The following is a 19487-nucleotide window of genomic DNA, read 5'->3' on the forward strand; positions in this document are numbered from 1 at the left end:
CTATTAAATAAACACATTGTATTGGCTGTTAGCGAGCCAGTCAAACGTAATTGATATACCATGCAATTAAAAAACATTTACCTGGCCATTGCCGGAACTTTTTTATTAACCGGCCATGTGCTGGCACAAGAGAAACCATTGCCACTGGATCCGGCGGTGCGTACCGGTAAGCTGGCCAATGGCTTTACCTATTATATCCGTCATAACGAAGAACCAAAGAATCGGGTTGTATTCTATCTGGCGAACAAAGTAGGGTCGATTTTGGAAACAGACGAGCAGCAAGGGCTTGCGCACTTTATGGAGCATATGAGCTTTAACGGCACCAGGCATTTCCCTAAAAATGCATTGGTTGATTATCTGCAAAAATCGGGGGTACGCTTTGGTGCTGATCTGAACGCCTACACCAGTTTTGACGAAACCGTTTACCAGTTGCCCCTACCAACCGATAAACCCGAGATATTGCAAAACGGCATCCAAATAATGCGGGACTGGGCGCAAGATGCCACACTGGATCCGGTAGAAATTGACAAGGAACGTGGTGTTATACTGGAGGAAAAACGGCTGGGTAAAGGTGCACAAGAGCGCATGCGCAATCAGTATTTTCCAATGCTGCTTAACCAGTCGCGCTATGCCAGCAGGCTGCCCATAGGTACCGATGACGTACTGAAAAACTTTAAACCCGAAACGCTTAAAGCATACTACCATACCTGGTACCGTCCCGACCTGCAGGCATTGATTGTGGTGGGCGATATTGATGTAAACCAGATGGAGCAAACCATCAAAGATAAATTCGGCGATCTGAAAAACCCGGCCTCTGAGCAACCACGGATTGAATATAAGATACCGCTAACCGGCCAGAATAACTTTCAGGCCGTTACGGATCCTGAAATGACTTCCATTGTGGCGCAGGTAATCATCAAACTTCCTGGTAACCATTTAACAACCGTTTCAGATTATAAAGCAGAAATAGTTAACAGGCTTTTTAATAGCATGCTTGGCGCTCGTTGCGCCGAATTGTTGAGGCAAGCAGAACCACCTTACATTCAGGGCGGCGCATACATTGGCGATTTTTTAGGTGATCTTAAAAATTTTAGTGCAAGTGTATCGGTTAAACCACAAGGGCTGGAAAAGGGACTGAAGGCTGTATGGCGCGAAATTGAAAGGGTTAAACGCTTTGGCTTTACCGCTACGGAGTTAGCCCGTGCAAAACAAAGCTTCATGAACCAGATGGAGTCATCTTTAAAAGAAAAGAACAAAACGAGTTCAGACAATTATGTAAATGAATACCTGGCTTACTTCTTAAAAAACGAAGCTGCGCCCGGTATCGATGCCGAATATGAACTGGCTAAATCAGCCTTGCCGCAAATTGATTTAGCCGAACTAAGTAGGGTAGTTAAGTCTTACATTCGGGAAGATAACCGCACCATCCTGCTAATGGCGCCCGAAAAGGATAAAGCCGGATTACCATCTGAAGCAACAGTAACTGCGTGGTTAAAGGATGTTGAAACCGAAAGCCTTAAGCCATACAATGATCAGGTAAGTACATTGTCTCTACTTACTAAAGCACCGATATCTGGAAAAATCATTAAAGAAGTAAAGGACGAGCATTTAGGAACAACCACGTTAACGCTTAGCAATGGTGTTAAAGTGGTGCTAAAACCAACACCATTTAAAAATAATGAAGTTCTGTTTAATTCATTTTCTGCCGGGGGGACATCGTTATACAATGATGCCGACTATCAAAGTGCTGCTAATTCATTAATTATTCCATCGTTTGGTGCAGGCAATTATAATTTAACAGAATTAAGCAAATTTTTATCTGGCAGGCAGTTAGCGGTTCAACCGTATATTGGTGAGCGCAGTCAGGGAATTACCGGAGGTGCAACTCCAAAAGACCTGGAGACGGCCTTGCAGCTTGCGTATGCTTATTTAACTGAACCCCGTAAAGATGTAAACCAATTTCAAAGCATCATTCAGCGTTCTAAAGCAGCCCTGGCAAATCGGGGCAGCGATCCGGGTACGGTTTTTAAAGATTCAGTGAGCGCATTTTTGGGTAACTATAACATACGCCGCACACCGCCAACACTGGCTAAGTTAGATCAGGTAAACTTGGACAGGGCCTACCAAATTTATAAAGAGCGTTTTGCTAACGCAGCAGGAACGGTATATACCTTTGTTGGTGCTATTGATATGGAAGCTATTAAACCCTTGCTTGAAAAGTATGTAGCATCATTACCGGCAAAAAGCAGTGGAACGCAGGCTAAAGACCTGCATATCTACCCTCCAAAGGGACGATTTGAAAAAAATATTTACAAAGGCACCGAGCAAAAAGCGACTGTGCAGTTATTTTTTACCGGCGATTTTAATTATACCGATAAAGAAAAATTACAGTTAGATGCATTGAAAGAGACATTACAGTTTCGGCTGTTGGAACGCCTGCGCGAAGAAGAGGGCGGCGTTTATACGCCTGGCGCTTACGCCGGGGCAAGCAAAGTTCCTAGTCCGCGTTATAGCTTCGCAATTACTTTTGGTTGTGCGCCGCAAAATGTCGACAAGCTGATAGCATCATCGTTAGATGAGGTGAATAAATTAAAAACGCAGGGTCCGCCCCAGGTAAATGTTGATAAGTATAAAGCCGAAGCGCAACGCAGCCACGAAACCGAAGTTAAAACCAACAAGTTTTGGTTAGCTTACTTGAGCGGAGCCTTACAAAACAATGAGTCACTCACCGGATTAGATAACTATGCAGCTAACCTGCAATCTATCACTACCGAAAGCTTAAAAAGTACAGCACAGAAATACCTAAACGGAAAAAATTATATCAGGTTTGTGCTTATGCCCGAAACCGAACGGCGTTAAACGGCACCTAACTGGTAAACATTGCAAGTAATCACATTAGGCAAATATTAACAGGGCTCTCGCAAATAGTTTTTCTAAGCAACAGCCAGGGTAGCTTCTTGATAGTTTAATTTGATTGCAACGTTCCTAGGGTAATGGAAGAGAATCAGCTTTTGCCAGTTCTATTTACAAAAAAAGAGCCTCTTAAAGAAATTTGAGAGGCTCTTTTTTTGGGTTATTTTTCTGTGTATGTAGGGCGGAGAACGTAAAGCTTTTTACATACAATTATTGTTCGTTTTATTCTGCTATAAGCTAAGTGAGCCTAAGACATAACCATAGTATCACAATTCTTTTCAAATCTAAAACTTATGAAAAGACAGAAAGCCAACAGTTTATCAACTTGATCTTAACACATAATTAATGTGCTGTTTATTAACTGTGATGAAAAGTGCATTAAAATGCGTTTTCTTGCACGGTTGTAAAAATAAGCAGCAAAAAGTTGTATTCTTTAATTGCTTATTCTATATATTTGAAAAGAAAGATCTTTAGACGTTGCATGTTTTTGCGTCATTATTGCCTTAATTCTAACTAAATAGCCAAATCTAAAAGTATGCGTTTAATTGTGGTTCTAACATTTTTAACGTTAAATATTGCTTTTGCATCCGCTCAAACCGATTCCGTTATTTTTAAAAGGATTGAGTGGGATACTAAAAGGCTTGGTCCGGGCATTCATTTAAAGCAGGCTTGGTTTAGAGGCAAATCTTTGTTTAAATCGAACCAATTTATATCTGTTCTCGAAGTTAAAGCCCGACGCAAAACGAAGTTCGACCTGGCTTACGAGCCAAAGCAAAAGAGAACAACCAGTGATTTTGGAAGCGATAAGCATGCCATAGCAGCCATCAACGGAACTTTCTTTGACGTTAAGAATGGCGGTTCGGTTGATTTTATTAAATCAGATGGCCAGATTATCAATGAAAACCGGCTAGAAAAAGGAGACAAACGGGCAAGGCATCAGCAAGCGGCTTTAGTAATAAAGGACGGCAAGCTAAGTATTGCAGAATGGGACGGCAGTGCTGATTGGGAAAAAAAATTAGATGGTGAAGATGTGATGTTAACCGGGCCGTTACTCTTACATGATAACAAACAGGTGGCATTGGATTCTGCCAGTTTTAATGTTCTTCGGCACCCGCGGTCGGCGGTCGCCATAACCGATAACAACCGCGTATTGCTTATAACGGTTGATGGAAGGAGCGCAAATTCTGCAGGAGTTAGCTTATTTGAATTAAGAAAAATATTACGCTGGCTCCATTGCAGTGATGGCGTAAACCTTGACGGTGGTGGCTCAACAACACTATGGGAGAGCAAAGATGGGGTGGTTAACTACCCATCTGACGGTGGAAAATGGGACCATAAAACACAGCGTAAGGTAGCTAACGTTGTGCTGGTGAAACGCAAGTGATTTAATAAACGAGAATTATGAAAATAACAATACTCTCTGTTTTAATAATTGTGTCGGCAAGCTGGCATAATTATAGCAAACCAACACAAGCTTTACTCCATAATTCTAAGCCAAGTACTTTTGCCAAATCGCTTATAACCGGCGCAGATCAAACCGAGAAATATTTACCTTATTTAAAGGGAAAGCGCATTGGTATGGTGGTTAACCCATCGTCGCGTATTGGTGATAAGGCCAGTGTTGATAGTTTAAAAGCGCTTGGCGTAAACATTGTTAAAATATTTGGTCCCGAGCATGGCTTCAGAGGCGATGCCAGCAATGGTGCACATGTAGATGACAGTACCGACCCTAAAACAGGTATACAAGTAGTTTCCTTATACGGCAAATCAGGTAAGCCAGCCGCACAAGATTTGGCAGCGGTTGATTTAATGATATATGACCTGCAGGATGTTGGTGCTCGGTATTATACTTACTTAGCTACCTTACATCGGGTAATGGAAGCTTGTGCCGAAAATAACAAAGAATTGATGATACTGGACAGGCCCAACCCTAACGGATATATGGTTGACGGGCCTGTGCTGGATATGAAGCTAAAATCTGGCATCGGGTTTCATCCGGTACCTATTGCACACGGTATGACTGTTGCCGAATATGCGCAAATGATAAACGGCCAGGGCTGGATGGCTAATGGAATAAAATGCAAGCTGAAAATTATTCCGCTGGCTAATTATAAGCACAGTATGCCTTATACTTTACCGGTACATCCGTCACCAAACCTCAATACGCAGCAATCTATTTTATTATATCCTTCATTGTGCCTTTTCGAGGGGACTATTATTAGCCAGGGCAGGGGTACTTACTTTCCGTTTACCGTGTTGGGAAACCCTGATCTGAAAGGGCAATATAAATTTGCCTTTACGCCGAAAAGTATACCTGGAATGAGCGAAACACCGCTTTTTCAGGACATGGAATGCTTCGGCCTCGACCTGCGAAAATATGACACCAAAAAGCTCATTAAAAGCAAGCGGGTCAACTTAAGCTGGCTTATTGAGATGTACAAGGCCTATCCGTTTAAAGATAAGTTTTTTGATTACAAGCAAAGTAAGCAGATGGGCAACTTTGATAAGCTGGCCGGCACAACAACTTTAAAAGAACAGATTATTGCCGGTAAAACGGAGGAAGAAATCAGGGCAAGTTGGGAACCGGGTTTAACTCAGTTTAAAAAAATGCGCCAGCTTTATCTTTTATATCCTTAAGCTATCAACAGCCTACATACTATAACACAAATAGATTAACTAACGCTAAACAAAAATTATGAAACAAAAGCTACTTAGGATGTTCTTTGCGCTATTGTTTTTGTCTGTGCAGGCTATTGCACAGCAAAAAGCAATTAGCGGTAAAGTAACTAACGCCGATGACGGAAACCCGCAGCCCGGCGTATCAGTTAAGGTAAAAGGAGGAACTAATGGCACCGTGACCGATGTTAACGGTATGTATTCCATACAGGCAGCTAACGGCCAGGTGCTGGTATTTAGTTTTATCGGAAGCTCAAATCAGGAAATTACAGTGGGTAGCAGCAATGTGATCAATGTAAAACTTGGTGCCGATACCAAATCACTCAACGAGGTGGTTGTGGTAGGTTATGGCACACAAAAGCGGGCCGATTTAACAGGTGCCGTAACTACTGTTGACACAAAAGCACTACAATCGAGGCCAATTACTGATGTGGGCCGCGGCTTACAAGGTGTTGTGCCGGGCTTAACCATAACTACCGCAACCGGTGATATTGGTACAGACCCCAAGATCAGGTTACGTGGTTTAAGAGGGTCAGTTAACACAGGTGCCGGCGGCGCAGCACCGCTTATTTTGGTAGATAATGCCGAGATACCAAGTTTGCAGCTTATTAACCCCGACGATATTGAGTCTATATCAGTATTAAAGGATGCAGCTTCTGCATCTATATATGGTACTCGTGCGGCATTTGGTGTAATACTAATTACAACCAAAAGCGGTAAAAGAAATGGTACAAACACCGTTACTTATTCAAATAACCTGGCTTGGGCAGCACCCTTAAACACGCCTAAAATGTCGCTTGCTTCTGAAAACTCGCAGGCTACCTTGCTGGCTTTGCAGCGGTTTAGCCCTAACACGGCCAATTTTAAAGTAATAGGTTATACGGTTGACGCTGGTGCCATAGCTAAAATGCGCGATTGGGAACAAAAATATTTAGGTCAGGACTTGGGTAGTGAAATGGTACAGGGTCGCGATTTTGATATTACAGGTGGTAACTTGTATTTCTATCGTACGTGGGATCCTGCCAAATTGTATCTTCGCGACTGGACACCACAGCAAACACACAACCTGGGCGTAACCGGGGGCAGCGATAAGATTAACTACAACCTGGGTATTGGTTATTTAGGGCAGTCGGGCGTGTTAAAGGTAAACCCCGATGAGTTTGATCGTTATAATTTTACCTTAGGTGTTAACGCAAGCCCTAAACAGTGGGTGGATGTACGCGGAAAAATTATCTTTTCTAATACCAAAGCTACCAGTCCGTTCTCATTTTCGGGTTCACAATATGGCCCTTATTACTACCTGTACCGCTGGCCATCTAACTACCCTTACGGTACTTTCAATGGTTTGCCTTTCAGAGGTACTATTACCGAGGTAGAACAGGCCAAAATGGACGAAACCAAGAGTAGTACAGCCCGCATCCAATTGGGTAGTACGTTTAAACTGGCTAAAGGCTTAACCGTTAATGCCGATTATTATTATACAGGTACCGATTCCCACTTGCATCAAACGGGCGGTAACACCTCCGCTTATGATTTTTGGTCATTCAACGGTACCAATTTAAATTACACGCCTTATCAAGCCGCTTCTTTTAATAAAGTGGTTTACAATTCTACATGGACACGTATTAATACAGGAAAACTATTTGCAACATACGATAAAACCATTAGTGACCACTCGTTTAAAGCCATATTAGGCGGCGATATAGAGTATAACGAGTTGACCAACAATTCATCGGAAAAAAGAAACCTCCTTGATCCAAATTATGGCGAAATTAGATTGGCAACTGGCGATCAATTCGTAGATGGCGTACATAACCATTTCTCTACCCTGGGTTACTTTGGCCGTATTAACTATGGGTATAAAAACAAGTATTTGTTAGAGTTAAATGGTCGCTATGATGGATCATCAAGCTTCCCAGGCACTGATCTATATGCTTTCTTTCCTTCTGCTTCAGCAGGTTATGTATTAAGTGAGGAGTCGTTCATGCAGAAAACCAAATCATGGTTGTCTTTCTTAAAAATAAGAGCTTCTTACGGTCAAGTGGGAAATCAGGTTGTTACGACCCGGGGTGATTATGCTTTCCTACCAGTCATGCCTTCTTCTAGTTCGGGATGGCTACTGCCATCAGGCAATGCAATTACTGTTGCTACCCCCCCTTACGTTTCGCCTACTCTAACCTGGGAAAAGGTTAAAACAGCCGACTTAGGACTTGATGCCAGGTTTCTGAATAATGATTTGGGTATCACGTTTGATGTATTCAGAAGAACAACAAGCGATATGCTAACTAACGGTGCCACGCTGCCAAGCTCGTTTGGCACAGGCGCACCAAGGGTTAATTATGGTGAATTAAGAGGAACAGGCTGGGAATTGGCAGTGGATTATAATCACGCTTTTTCAAATGGCTTGCATATCAGTTTCACAGGTACATTGTCTGATGCAACGGAAACCATAACCAAATTTGCGAACACAACACGTGGATTGCCCGGACCTATTGCCGAAATTAACACAACCTATTATGAGGGTATGAAGCTCGGCGAGATATGGGGTTACGAAACAGATCGCTTATTTACTGAAAGTGATTTTTCGGGAAGGAACGCAGCAGGCCGTTATATTTATGCTCCGGGAGTCGCTTCGCAGGCTCAGTTAGAAAGCGGTTCATTCTACTTTGGACCTGGTGATGTAAAGTACAAAGATCTGAACGGCGACGGCGTAATCTATTCTGGTACTAGCACACTGGATGATCCGGGCGATAAAAAAGTAATTGGAAATTCGACACCACGTTATCTGTACGGCTTAAGGCTTGGTGCCGATTGGAAAGGATTTGATGTAAACGTATTTTTCCAGGGTGTAGCTAAACGCGACCTTTGGGCAAGCGGTCCAACCGTATTCCCCGGCTTTAGAGCAGCAGAGGGCTGGTATGCTAACCAGATGGATTACTGGACACCGGAAAACCCTGGAGCCTTTTATCCAAGACCAACAGACTACGGCGCAACTGTTGACAGATGGAATTTTCAACCACAAACCCGGTACTTGTTAAACATGGCGTACCTGCGCTTAAAAAATCTGAACGTAGGCTACTCATTACCTAAAAGACTAACAGAGCGTATAAAAATCCAAAAGTTAAGAGTATTTTTCAGTGGCGAAAATATTTTAACTTTTGATCACTTAGGCGAAATTCCGATAGATCCGGAAATTGACTTTTCGCAAAGCCAGTTAAACTTAGACCGAGCAGGCTTCGGACGCGTTTATCCTTACAGAAAAACTTACTCTTTAGGTCTACAGGTTACGTTTTAATTCTTAAAAAAATACAGACATGAAGACTTTAAAATATTTAATTATAATCATCGCAGTTACAACTACAATTTTTGGTTGTAAGAAAGCTGACAAATTTTTAGACAGGCCTCCTTTGGATGCTCTTATAGATGGCAATTATTGGACCAGTGAAGGTAACGTAAGAACTTTTGCGTATGGCTTTTATACCACCTATTTCCCCGGATATGCCTCAGGCTTTGATTTAACTTGGGGTGGATATTTTTCGGGTGAAACCTTGAACGATGATTTTGCACCAACAACGCCTACGGTACTAACAAGGCAAGTTCCACAAACGGGTGGTGGCTGGTCCTTTACCAATATCCGTAAAGCCAATATTTTAATAGATCGTATAAATCGTGTTCCAATGTCAACTGAGGCTAAAAATCATTGGAGAGGGGTTGGTCGTTTCTTTCGTGCAATGGAGTATGCCAGCAAGGTTAAAGCGTTTGGTGATTATCCATTCTATAATAAAGAAATAAATGATGACGACAAGGCTGCCCTTTACAAACCACGCGATCCACGCACACTGGTAATGGACAGCGTTCTAGCCGATTTTCAATATGCTGCTGCTAATGTTCGTGTTGTAGATGCCGCTACCGGGCCGCAAAAATTGATTGTAAACCGGGATGTGGTATTGGCATTTATGTCGCGGGTATTTCTATATGAAGGAACCTGGCAAAAATACCAGGAGAATAACACTGCAAAGGCTACCCAATACCTGGAAGCTGCAAAGTTTGCTGCTAATGAGGTAATGACCAAAGGTGGTTATACGCTTGCCGCCGATTATAGAAAGCTGTTTAACTCGCTTGATCTTTCTACTAATTCGGAAATTATTCTATACAGGAGATATCAAACCGGCTTGCTTACGCACAGCTTAAACAGTTATGTTAATAAGGAGCCACAAACCGGTGTTTCCAAAAACGCTGTTGAAGCTTATTTAGCCAGTGATGGTTTACCTATCAGTATTTCACCCTTGTACCAGGGAGATAAGACTATTAACAATGTAATGGCTAACAGAGATCCACGTTTGCGGGCAACCATTACAAACGATATAAGGCTGCCGGGTAAAGTGGGTAATTATTCTACCTCAGGCTATTCTACCTTAAAGTTCTTAAACGAGGATATCAAGGATCTGACCAATGGCAATAGCAGCTTGAACGACACGCAGGCACCTGTAATACGTTTGGGCGAGGTACTGATTAATTATGCCGAGGCTTGCGCCGAACTGGGTACATTAACGCAAACCGACCTGGATAATTCTGTAAATAAGCTACGCAAAAGAGCTAACATCAATATGCCTAATTTACAGGTCGTTGGTGGTTTGCCGGCTGTAAACAATGTAGTTTACAATGATCCCAAAAGAGACCCTTCTGTACCGGCCATGATATGGGAAATACGTCGTGAACGCAGGGTTGAACTGATGATGGAGGGTTTCAGGAACAGTGACTTACGCAGGTGGAAAAAATATGAATACCTGGATACCCAAGCTAATCCTGATATTAATTTAGGTGCATGGATAAATAAGGCTGATTATCCTGGCACTACTGTAACCATCCAGAACAACGCAACCCAGGGATATATTATTCCTGCGCCAAGGGCCGAAACGCAGCGGATATTTAATGATCCGCGGGTATATTTAAGTCCGTTGCCAATAGATCAGATCAAACTTTATAAAGATCAAGGTGTGGATTTAAAGCAAAATCCAGGCTGGTAAATACAGTTATTTTAAAACCCTTCATGGCCAATACCATGAAGGGTTTTCTTTATAAAAACATTATACTATGAGACTATTGCCATGCCTCACTTTAGCTCTATTATTGGGGCTTTTCATTATACCAAACATAACTAACGCACAAACTCCTCCAAAACGCGAATTTAGGGGCGTATGGATAGCCACGGTTCAGAATATTGATTGGCCCAGCAAGCGCGGATTGGCATCGGGCGTACAGCAGCAAGAACTTGTGCAGATTTTAAATGAGCATGAAAAAAGCGGCATTAATGCTATTATGTTGCAAATACGACCGTCGGCCGATGCTTTATACGCAAACAGCAAAGAGCCCTGGAGCTTGTTCCTTGCTGGCAAACCGGGCCTTGCACCACAACCGTTTTATGATCCGTTAAAGTTTGCAATAGATGAAGCCCACAAAAGGGCTATGGAATTGCATGCCTGGTTTAATCCGTACCGTGCTACCAATGATCTGGCCGATTCAAATGTTAGCGCCAATCATATTACCCGTACACATCCGGAATGGTTTTTTACTTACGGGAGCAAAAAGTACTTTAACCCCGGTTTACCAGAAGTTCGGAAGTACATCATCAGCATAATTATGGATGTGGTACATCGCTATGATATAGATGGGGTACATTTCGATGATTATTTTTACCCGTACCCGGGTAAGGATAAATTGCCTGATACAACTACCTATGCACAATACGGAACAGGTTTTAATGACATTAACGATTGGCGACGCCATAATGTCGATACCCTTATCCATGTTTTATCGGACAGTATTCATGCCGCTAAAAAGCATGTTAAATTTGGCATAAGTCCATTTGGCATATGGCGTAATTTAAAGGACGATCCTAATGGGTCGGTATCTAACGGCCTTTCGGGTTATAGCGCATTATATGCTGATGCCCGTAGATGGACGCAGGCCGGATGGGTCGATTACGTGAACCCGCAAATTTATTTTCCGTTTTACTACCCGGCTGCACCATACGAAAAGCTGTTGGAATGGTGGAGCAACAACGCCTTTAATAAGCATGTATATATTGGGCAGGCCGTATACCGTGCTATGGAAAATCGCGAGGGCTGGCGTGACAAGCAGCAATTACCTAACCAGGTAAGGGCATTACGTAAAAATGCCCGGGTTCAGGGAAGCGTATACTTCAGTTCAAAATCGGTTACCGATAACCTTGCCGGATTTCAAGACTCTTTACGCGCCAATTTTTACAAGTACCCTGCTTTGCTTCCTCAAATGATTTGGTTGGGCGAATCGGTACCAATGGCACCTAGCGGCTTGAAGGCAGTCTATAGTAATAGTAAAGCACAGTTAACCTGGCAATACAGCAAAAGACCGGCAAATGTATATGGCTATGTAATTTACCGTTTTAAAGCAGGCGAAAAGGTAGATATTTATAAACCGCAAAACATTATCAAGATCAGTTTTGATAAAACCTTGCGATCTTATACTGACACAACCGCTTCCAATGGTTGCAAGTATGTTGTTACTGCTCTCGATCGCCTTAAAAATGAAGGTTATCCAAGCAAACCAGCTGTACTCAAAATAAGATAAACACGCTCTCATCTAAGATATTGATATGAATAAAAAGCTAATTCCGTTTTTATACTTCTTACTGTTAGTAAGTATTGCAAATGCACAGTCATTTAAATTTGCCTTTGTTTCTGATACGCATATTGGTAACCAAACAGCGGCCGAAGATCTGCGCAGGACCGTTAAGGATATTAACGCCAATGATGAGCTTAAATTTGTGGTGATAACGGGTGATATTACAGAATTCGGAGCCGACGCTGAACTAGCCTTAGCTAAACAAATTTTGGATAGCTTGAATAAAAAATGGTACATCATTCCGGGCAATCATGATGCAAATTGGTCGGAGAGTGGCAGTAACACTTTTCGCCGGGTGTTTGGTGCCGAAACTTTTGCTTTTAATTATGGAGGATACTTGTTTACGGGCGCAAGTTCGGGTCCGAATATGCGGATGGGGCCGGGCCAGGTACCGCGTGAAAATATTGTATGGCTCGATTCGGTTTTAAAAAGCACACCAGCGCAAACACCTGTAGTGTACCTGAACCATTACCCCCAAGACTCTGCCCAAAATAACTGGTACAACGTAATAGACAGGTTAAAAAAGAAAAACGTACAACTTATTTTATGCGGGCACGGTCATCAAAACCACCAATATACCTTTGATGGTATTCCTGGTGTTATGGGTCGGTCTAACCTGCGGGCTAAAGACAGCATTGGAGGATATAACATTGTTACTTTTGATAATAACACAGCGTATTTCGAAGAACGTAAGCCAATAATAAAGGCTAATAAGCCTTGGGCAAAAGTGGCCTTAATGCAAAGGGCGTTCGATAAGGACACTGCCCGCTATTATAGGCCTTCCTACGCCGTAAATCAAAAACTAACAAGGGTAAAGCCGGTATGGACCTATCAAGATCAAAGTGATATAGGCTCGGGCATGGCTATACATAAAAACGCAATTATACTAACCGATACCAAAGGGCTAATTTATGCTTTGAACAAGGATAACGGGAAGCGCTTATGGTCTTATGCAACTCAAGGAAAAATTTACTCTACACCGGCGGTTTCCGGAAATTATGTTGTTGCCGGATCCTCTGATCAGAACGTTTACTGCCTGTCGGCCATTACCGGTAAATTAGTTTGGAAAGCACAGGCCGAAAAGGCTATTGTAGCTTCGCCTGTAATTAAGGATAATGTTGTTTTTATAGGTGCTTCAGATGGTCATTTTAGAGCCATCTACTTAAATAACGGAAAGCTGAAGTGGGATTATAACGAAGTGAAGGGCTTTGTGGTAACCAAGCCACTAATTTACAAGAACATCATCTACTTCGGATGCTGGGCTAACGACTTTTACGCTTTAGACGTAAACTCCGGCAAGTTGATCTGGAAATGGAACAATGGCTCTGGCAACCGTATGTTTTCGCCCGCGGCATGTTACCCGGTTGCTGCTAACGGCAGGGTTTTCATTGTAGCGCCCGATCGCTACATGACAGCGTTCGATGCTTCAACAGGTAGAGTAATATGGCGCAAACAAGACCCGAAATTAAGAGTGAGGGAGTCGATGGGTATTTCTGCTGATAGTTCCCTCATTTACGTAAAAACAATGGATGGTAACCTACTAGGCATTTCGCCTGTTGCCGATTCAATGCATGTAGCTTGGAAGTCAACTTTGCAATTACCATACGAGCTTTGCCCTTCGGCTATAGTAGAATACCAAGGCGTTGTTTTTGTGCCAACACATTCGGGTATAGTATATGGTGTTGATCGTAATAGCGGCCAAACCCTTTGGAAATACAAAGTTTCTAATTGTTTGGTGAATACAGTTTTACCGCTAAACAGTAAAGTATACGTTAGTACTACAGATGGTGCTGTTGCTTGCCTGGGTAAGCAGTAGTGTCCTTCTCGCTATGGTATTATATATAATGCCATAGCGAGATAATTAAAACACTGCACATAGCCTAGCTTTTGGGGATTGTTGAAAAGATAAAGATGATCGAAACACGATCATTCGAAATGCTGAAAGGCACGGTCAATTTAATATTTTACATAAATGTAGTTTTCATGCTACGTACCGTATTAACAAAAAGAGCGAGCAGGTGTTATACTATTGTATACTAATTGCTTATGCTGCTTAAATTGCTCCTGTTTTTATTTTTAGCATCCGTTGAGTTTTCGTGTTTTGCACAAGCGAAACTTGATTTGGAAAAACTCACCTTTAAAGAAGACCCAAGGATTCTTGTTAAGAACCATAAAAAGTCTGCCGACCCTACAGAGCCTTTAACGTCTTTACCCGCCTATACTACGTATGATATTGCCGGCTATCATTTCGGTCCGGCCAATCTTACCGAGCATTGTTTCGTTTCATTTTTGCTAAACTCTATTAAGGAAAAAAAACTGGTTGGTGTTATTATTGGCTTCGAAACGGACGCCGCGTCAAAGGCTATAAATAAATATGTATTTGCGAAATATGGAAAGCCCGTTGTGCTCGAAGCTGAAACACAAAAGAAAGACAAAAACAAAAAACCTTATCTAAGTGGTTCTGCCTACATGTGGAAAAATATTAAACCACAAATAACATTATTCTTATCTAAAACCTATATGGTTGAAGATGGAAAGCCGGTTGAAAACACAGACTTGGTGCTGATTAATAACAACGTAAAACCAAGCTATGAAACCAATTTCAAAACGGTGTTAGATAGGGTGATTAAAACCTATACACCGTAAGATAATACTGCAATTAAATGCAACTGTACTCAGCAATCACGAAATCGACACCAGCGTCAGGCAGTCTTTTTCTGTGATTTGTATTTAGCAGGAGAAATTCCCATCAGTTTCCGGAACAGGCGCGAATAATAATACTGATCTACAAACCCAATTTCATTACAAATCTCTTTTATCTTGCGGTCACTAAAATACAGGTACTGGCAGGATAACTGGATTTTCAACTGATTGAAGTACTGAATAGGGCTATAGCCGGTTTTGGTTTTAAACAACCTGGTATAATGTGAAACCGAAAGATTTTGCTGTTTAGCCAAGTTGTCTACTGTAAATAGCTGCCTGATATTATCTTTCATAAAACGGATACTATGCGTTATGGCATCATCTTCAAGAACGGCCGGATTAATTTGTTCATCATAAACGAATGATGCAATAAATTCCAGTAGCTTAATATTTATAATCTCCATTACCAGCGGATGGTAGCTTTGCTCCAGTAGTTGGTAAATCTCATTGAATGTTTGTATTCGGTTTAAAGTATAAGGAATTGCCAGGCCATCGGTAAGTGTGCGGTTAAGGTAGCGTGTGTAAATTAAATCAGCCTTTTTGCCTTTGAAATGTATCCAGTATATCGTCCACGGGTCTTGAACCGAGCTTTGGTAATGATGAGGAACGTTTTTAGGGATAACAAAAAATGTGTTAGGGCGCATCAAGATTTTTTGGTCTTCCAATTCAATCAGGCCCTTCCCTTCAGTACAGTACAGCAGAATATATTGGTTAGTGCCCAGTTTTCGCTCTCTATCATGGAAACTGGCATGAGGATAATGTCCGATTGCGGTGAGGTTCAAATCATTGATCAGCTCGTTCTTTCCAACTAACCGTTTAACATCAGGAGGAACCACAATCATCCTTTGACCAATAAATCCTTCTTTTACCTTTTTAATACTAGGGCCTGCCATCAGCATAAATTTTTTGCAGCTAAACTCATAAATACTAAGTTATATAATCCATCTAGTTTATAGCCATAGTTTATTTAAAAAATAAATATTAGGCGTTGCCCCTTTAGGTTGTAAAGTTGAGATATTTCGTGTTAGATACACACATGTACCAATAGTTGTAATTTTTAAACAAAAGTATCAATACATAATAATTACTAAATCTTATTAAAAGGGGCAGTCTTACTCGGGTAAGTGACTGCAGCTGCACAAATACAGTAAGCATATATGGTAAAATAATCCATCATTAAGGAGCTCTTATCCATTTTTTATTGCGCTAATACCGAATACATTTAGCCTGCCAATTTAACCTACGATGTTTAAAGATACTTAAGACTGTTGCAGCTAAGCAATCGGTGATTTGCTTTATGCAACACACCAGTTTTAAACCAATTAAAAATTTGAACCCATTATTATGAGAAAATTTACTTTTCAGATCAAAATTGGGAGTATCATATTAGCGTGTTTGCTGGTATGGCTAACTCCGTTAAAGCTTTTTGCCCAGGAAGGATCGGTAAGTGGAAAAGTCACGTCCAAAGACGATCCGGATGGGATTCCGGGAATTTCGGTTACTGTTAAGGGCACAACCCGCGGAACTTTAACAGATGCGCAGGGGAAATTCAGAGTAAATGCCTCCAATGGCACTGTGCTGGTTTTTAGCGGTATTGGCTACAGCTCATTGGAAATTTCAGTTACCGGTCCAACGTTGAACGTAAATCTCGAAACAAGCCAGAGGAGCTTGCAGGATGTTGTAGTTGTAGGATACGGAACACAAAAAAAGGGTAATGTAACCGGGGCTATAGCCAAAATAACTGATAAACAGATAGACGAAAGACCAATTACGCGTGTTGAGCAAGCTTTACAGGGGCAATTGGCGGGTGTGCAGGTTAGGAATGTTTCCGGTTCGCCAGGTTCAGACATTACAGTGAATGTACGTGGAGCTGCATCTATATCGGGTAGTGCTGCACCGTTATATGTGGTGGATGGTGTTCCCTTAGATAACCTATCTGGTATAAATCCTGCCGATATTGCGTCTATAGATGTACTGAAAGATGCTTCATCAGCTGCAATTTACGGATCGCGCGGATCAAATGGCGTAGTATTGGTAACCACCAAAAGAGGCAAGACAGGAAAACCAGCCCTCTCGGTTTCGGCTTATACAGCTCTTGCCTCAGCCGAAAGAAAAGTACAGGTGTTGAATTCTGACGAGTGGATTGAATTTAACAAAAAGTGGCTGGACCGGCAATGGGTTTTAAAAACCGGACAAAGTGCGGGCGTAAGCCAGGCAGACCGTATTGCTTATGCGAGCCGTACAGACGGGAAGACCTATACAACAAGGAACGATCTTTTAGGCATTCGCGCTACTTATGGCATTTACGATCCTTATTGGAGCAATGGTGCATTGGAGAAAATTGACTGGCAGGATGAGGTTTTGCGTACCGCTCCTGTTCATGATTTGCAAATTAGTGCATCGGGCGCTAATGATATTGTAAACTATGCCATATCTGGCGGTGCTTACCGGCAGGATGGCATCGTGGTGGGTTCTTCTTACAGTCGTTACTCTTTCCGCTCAAACGTTGAAGCAAAATTAAGTGACCGGGTAAAAGTAGGCCTTACCTTAGCACCCTCTATTGGTACAATAAAAGGGCCCAATGTAGATGGTAAAGACAATGCAGTTGCCCGTGCACTCAGTTATCCGGGCTGGGTACTTACAGGCTCCGGAAGAATGGCTGGCGCATCGCCTTATAAATACTACGATGGCTGGGGCCCGGGCCCAAATGTAGTGAGCCCTTATGTGCAAGCCGTTTATAATGACCGCGTAAACAGCGATGTTCGTTTAAACAGTGCATTTAATACCACGGTCAATATCATTAAAGGTTTGGATATTAATGGCCTCATAGGTTGGAACTACCGCGGTAATTCGCAAAGAACCTATAGTCCTACCTGGATACAGCCCACCTGGGATTCGGCAACTCCAGGTCAGTTGTCCACATCTACTAAAACCACATTAAATTCCAACAGTCTTTTATATCAGGCTACAGCTACTTATATAAAAGATATTGGCCAGCATTCCTTAAACTTCTTGCTGGGTGCATCGCAGGAAACCTATAAGGAAGAGACCACTAATCAATCTGTAACCGGTTTTCCGAATGATAAGACGTACATTTTTGATATCACCCGTGGTACAACAGTAAATGCCAATACGATATATGGTGCTAGCAATGCTTTAATTTCCTACTTCGGAAGGGTACAATACAGTTTTAAAAACCGGTACTTATTTGCCGGATCATTACGTACAGATGGCTCATCTAAATTTGGGCCTAATAACAGATGGGGCGTGTTTCCTTCCCTTTCTGCAGGATGGGTTATCAGCGAAGAATCGTTCCTGAAGAATGTAAATTGGATGGGAACAACAAAACTGCGGTTTAGCTGGGGACAGGCCGGGAACGACCGTATAGGCAACTCGGCATTCCTATCGAGCATGGCTGCGCTAAATTATCCTTTAGGCGATGCGCAGGCGGTTTCCAGCGGCTTTGTAGTGGGTAATATTTCTAACTCCAGATTGCGCTGGGAAAAAACAGATAGTTATAACCTGGGCTTGGACGTAGGCTTATTGAAAGACAGAATAAGCCTGTCGTTGGATGCTTATTACAAAAAGACGGTCGATTTGCTCCTCAACGCACCTGTGTCCCTATCAACAGGGTTTTCGAGTATGTATGATAACATAGGCAGCGTTGAAAACCGGGGCTTTGAAGTAGAGCTGAATACGGTTAACGTGATTCATAAAGGGTTCCGTTGGAATACCTCGTTAAACGTATCTATCAACCGCAATAAAATTACCGCCTTAACTAACGATAATGCAGATATAAAATTAGGTCAGGGAAATACCGTTATACAAAGGGTAGGTTATCCTATCAATTCCTTCTATCTGTTGCAAGCAACAGGAGTATTGCGCGAAGCTGATTTTAACAAAGATGCAAGCGGCAACTTTATTGCCAAAATACCTATCTATTCTGGTCAAAAGCCCGGAGATACCAAGTATATGGACGCCAACAACGATGGTAAGATAGATGCTAATGATTATGTGGTTGCAGGCAATTATCAACCCAAGTTTGATTTTGGTATTACCAACACCTGGACCTATAAAAACTGGGACCTGACCGTATTGGTTCAGGGACGTGTTGGCGGCGATCTTTTATCAATCGGATCTAGAGCCTGGAACAGGGCAACTAACGATACCCGTTATGAATATATGAATAGTTGGTTGAAGGATGCTTACTGGTCTGAAGCTGAGCCCGGAAACGGAAAAGTGCCTGCTTTCTTTTCGGCAGTTACAAGCCAGTATGATACTAATTGGATGTACAGTGCAGCATACCTAAGAATCAAGAATATTGCATTAGGTTATAACCTTCCGGTATTGAAGAAGGCATTTAAGCGGTTAAGAATATATGCTTCTTGTGACAATGTTTACCTATGGGACTCTTACTACCCGGGTTATTCTCCTGAAGGCGCCACGCAAGATAACGGATCGGCTGATTGGGGCTCATACCCATTGGCAAGGACACTATCTTTTGGGCTGAACGCAACTTTTTAACAGCAATT

At 42.1% G+C, this 19487-nt stretch carries 10 protein-coding genes; 9 read left to right on the plus strand and 1 reads right to left on the minus strand.

Features of this window, described 5'->3' with window-relative positions; all coding sequences use genetic code 11:
- Positions 1 to 60: 60 nt before the first annotated feature.
- The 8 genes from ABDD94_RS01060 to ABDD94_RS01095 all read left to right on the plus strand — a co-directional run bounded on the left by ABDD94_RS01060 (position 61) and on the right by ABDD94_RS01095 (position 14898).
- Positions 61 to 2859, plus strand: coding sequence for an insulinase family protein (locus ABDD94_RS01060; protein ID WP_345954317.1), 2799 nt, complete (start codon positions 61 to 63; stop codon positions 2857 to 2859).
- 589 nt (positions 2860 to 3448) lie between these two features.
- Positions 3449 to 4297 (plus strand): phosphodiester glycosidase family protein, encoded by an 849-nt coding sequence (locus tag ABDD94_RS01065; RefSeq protein ID WP_345954318.1) that lies wholly within the window; start codon positions 3449 to 3451, stop codon positions 4295 to 4297.
- 17 nt (positions 4298 to 4314) lie between these two features.
- Positions 4315 to 5550 (plus strand): DUF1343 domain-containing protein, encoded by a 1236-nt coding sequence (locus ABDD94_RS01070; protein WP_345954319.1) that lies wholly within the window; start codon positions 4315 to 4317, stop codon positions 5548 to 5550.
- 58 nt (positions 5551 to 5608) lie between these two features.
- Entirely contained in the window at positions 5609 to 8884 is a 3276-nt protein-coding gene (locus ABDD94_RS01075; RefSeq protein WP_345954320.1) for a TonB-dependent receptor, read from the plus strand.
- A 19-nt stretch (positions 8885 to 8903) separates the two neighbouring features.
- Complete coding sequence (locus ABDD94_RS01080; RefSeq protein ID WP_345954321.1) at positions 8904 to 10616, plus strand: RagB/SusD family nutrient uptake outer membrane protein; 1713 nt, start codon at positions 8904 to 8906, stop codon at positions 10614 to 10616.
- 67 nt (positions 10617 to 10683) lie between these two features.
- On the plus strand, positions 10684 to 12198 hold the full coding sequence (locus ABDD94_RS01085; protein ID WP_345954322.1) for a family 10 glycosylhydrolase: 1515 nt from the start codon (positions 10684 to 10686) through the stop codon (positions 12196 to 12198).
- Positions 12199 to 12223: 25 nt separating this feature from the next.
- Complete coding sequence (locus ABDD94_RS01090; protein WP_345954323.1) at positions 12224 to 14068, plus strand: PQQ-binding-like beta-propeller repeat protein; 1845 nt, start codon at positions 12224 to 12226, stop codon at positions 14066 to 14068.
- 230 nt (positions 14069 to 14298) lie between these two features.
- On the plus strand, positions 14299 to 14898 hold the full coding sequence (locus tag ABDD94_RS01095) for a hypothetical protein (RefSeq protein WP_345954324.1): 600 nt from the start codon (positions 14299 to 14301) through the stop codon (positions 14896 to 14898).
- Between the two features lie 56 nt (positions 14899 to 14954).
- On the opposite strand, the gene ABDD94_RS01100 is transcribed toward ABDD94_RS01095, so the two are convergent.
- Entirely contained in the window at positions 14955 to 15848 is an 894-nt protein-coding gene (locus tag ABDD94_RS01100) for an AraC family transcriptional regulator (RefSeq protein WP_345954325.1), read from the minus strand.
- 451 nt (positions 15849 to 16299) lie between these two features.
- Here ABDD94_RS01100 and ABDD94_RS01105 point away from each other — a divergent pair, with 451 nt between their 5' ends.
- A complete protein-coding gene (locus tag ABDD94_RS01105) occupies positions 16300 to 19479 on the plus strand; it encodes a TonB-dependent receptor (RefSeq protein WP_345954326.1) in 3180 nt (1059 codons plus the stop codon).
- Positions 19480 to 19487 lie beyond the last annotated feature (8 nt).

It is taken from the genome of Mucilaginibacter sp. PAMB04168, assembly GCF_039634365.2.
Taxonomy (GTDB): Bacteria; Bacteroidota; Bacteroidia; order Sphingobacteriales; family Sphingobacteriaceae; genus Mucilaginibacter.

Excerpts from the sequence above, each read along its gene's own strand:
- ABDD94_RS01080 (WP_345954321.1), top strand. The coding sequence starts at position 8,904 with ATGAAGACTTTAAAATATTTAATTATAATCATCGCAGTTACAACTACA.
- ABDD94_RS01100 (WP_345954325.1), bottom strand. The coding sequence starts at position 15,848 with ATGGCAGGCCCTAGTATTAAAAAGGTAAAAGAAGGATTTATTGGTCAA.
- ABDD94_RS01065 (WP_345954318.1), top strand. The coding sequence starts at position 3,449 with ATGCGTTTAATTGTGGTTCTAACATTTTTAACGTTAAATATTGCTTTT.
- ABDD94_RS01105 (WP_345954326.1), top strand. The coding sequence starts at position 16,300 with ATGAGAAAATTTACTTTTCAGATCAAAATTGGGAGTATCATATTAGCG.
- ABDD94_RS01095 (WP_345954324.1), top strand. The coding sequence starts at position 14,299 with ATGCTGCTTAAATTGCTCCTGTTTTTATTTTTAGCATCCGTTGAGTTT.
- ABDD94_RS01070 (WP_345954319.1), top strand. The coding sequence starts at position 4,315 with ATGAAAATAACAATACTCTCTGTTTTAATAATTGTGTCGGCAAGCTGG.
- ABDD94_RS01060 (WP_345954317.1), top strand. The coding sequence starts at position 61 with ATGCAATTAAAAAACATTTACCTGGCCATTGCCGGAACTTTTTTATTA.
- ABDD94_RS01090 (WP_345954323.1), top strand. The coding sequence starts at position 12,224 with ATGAATAAAAAGCTAATTCCGTTTTTATACTTCTTACTGTTAGTAAGT.
- ABDD94_RS01075 (WP_345954320.1), top strand. The coding sequence starts at position 5,609 with ATGAAACAAAAGCTACTTAGGATGTTCTTTGCGCTATTGTTTTTGTCT.
- ABDD94_RS01085 (WP_345954322.1), top strand. The coding sequence starts at position 10,684 with ATGAGACTATTGCCATGCCTCACTTTAGCTCTATTATTGGGGCTTTTC.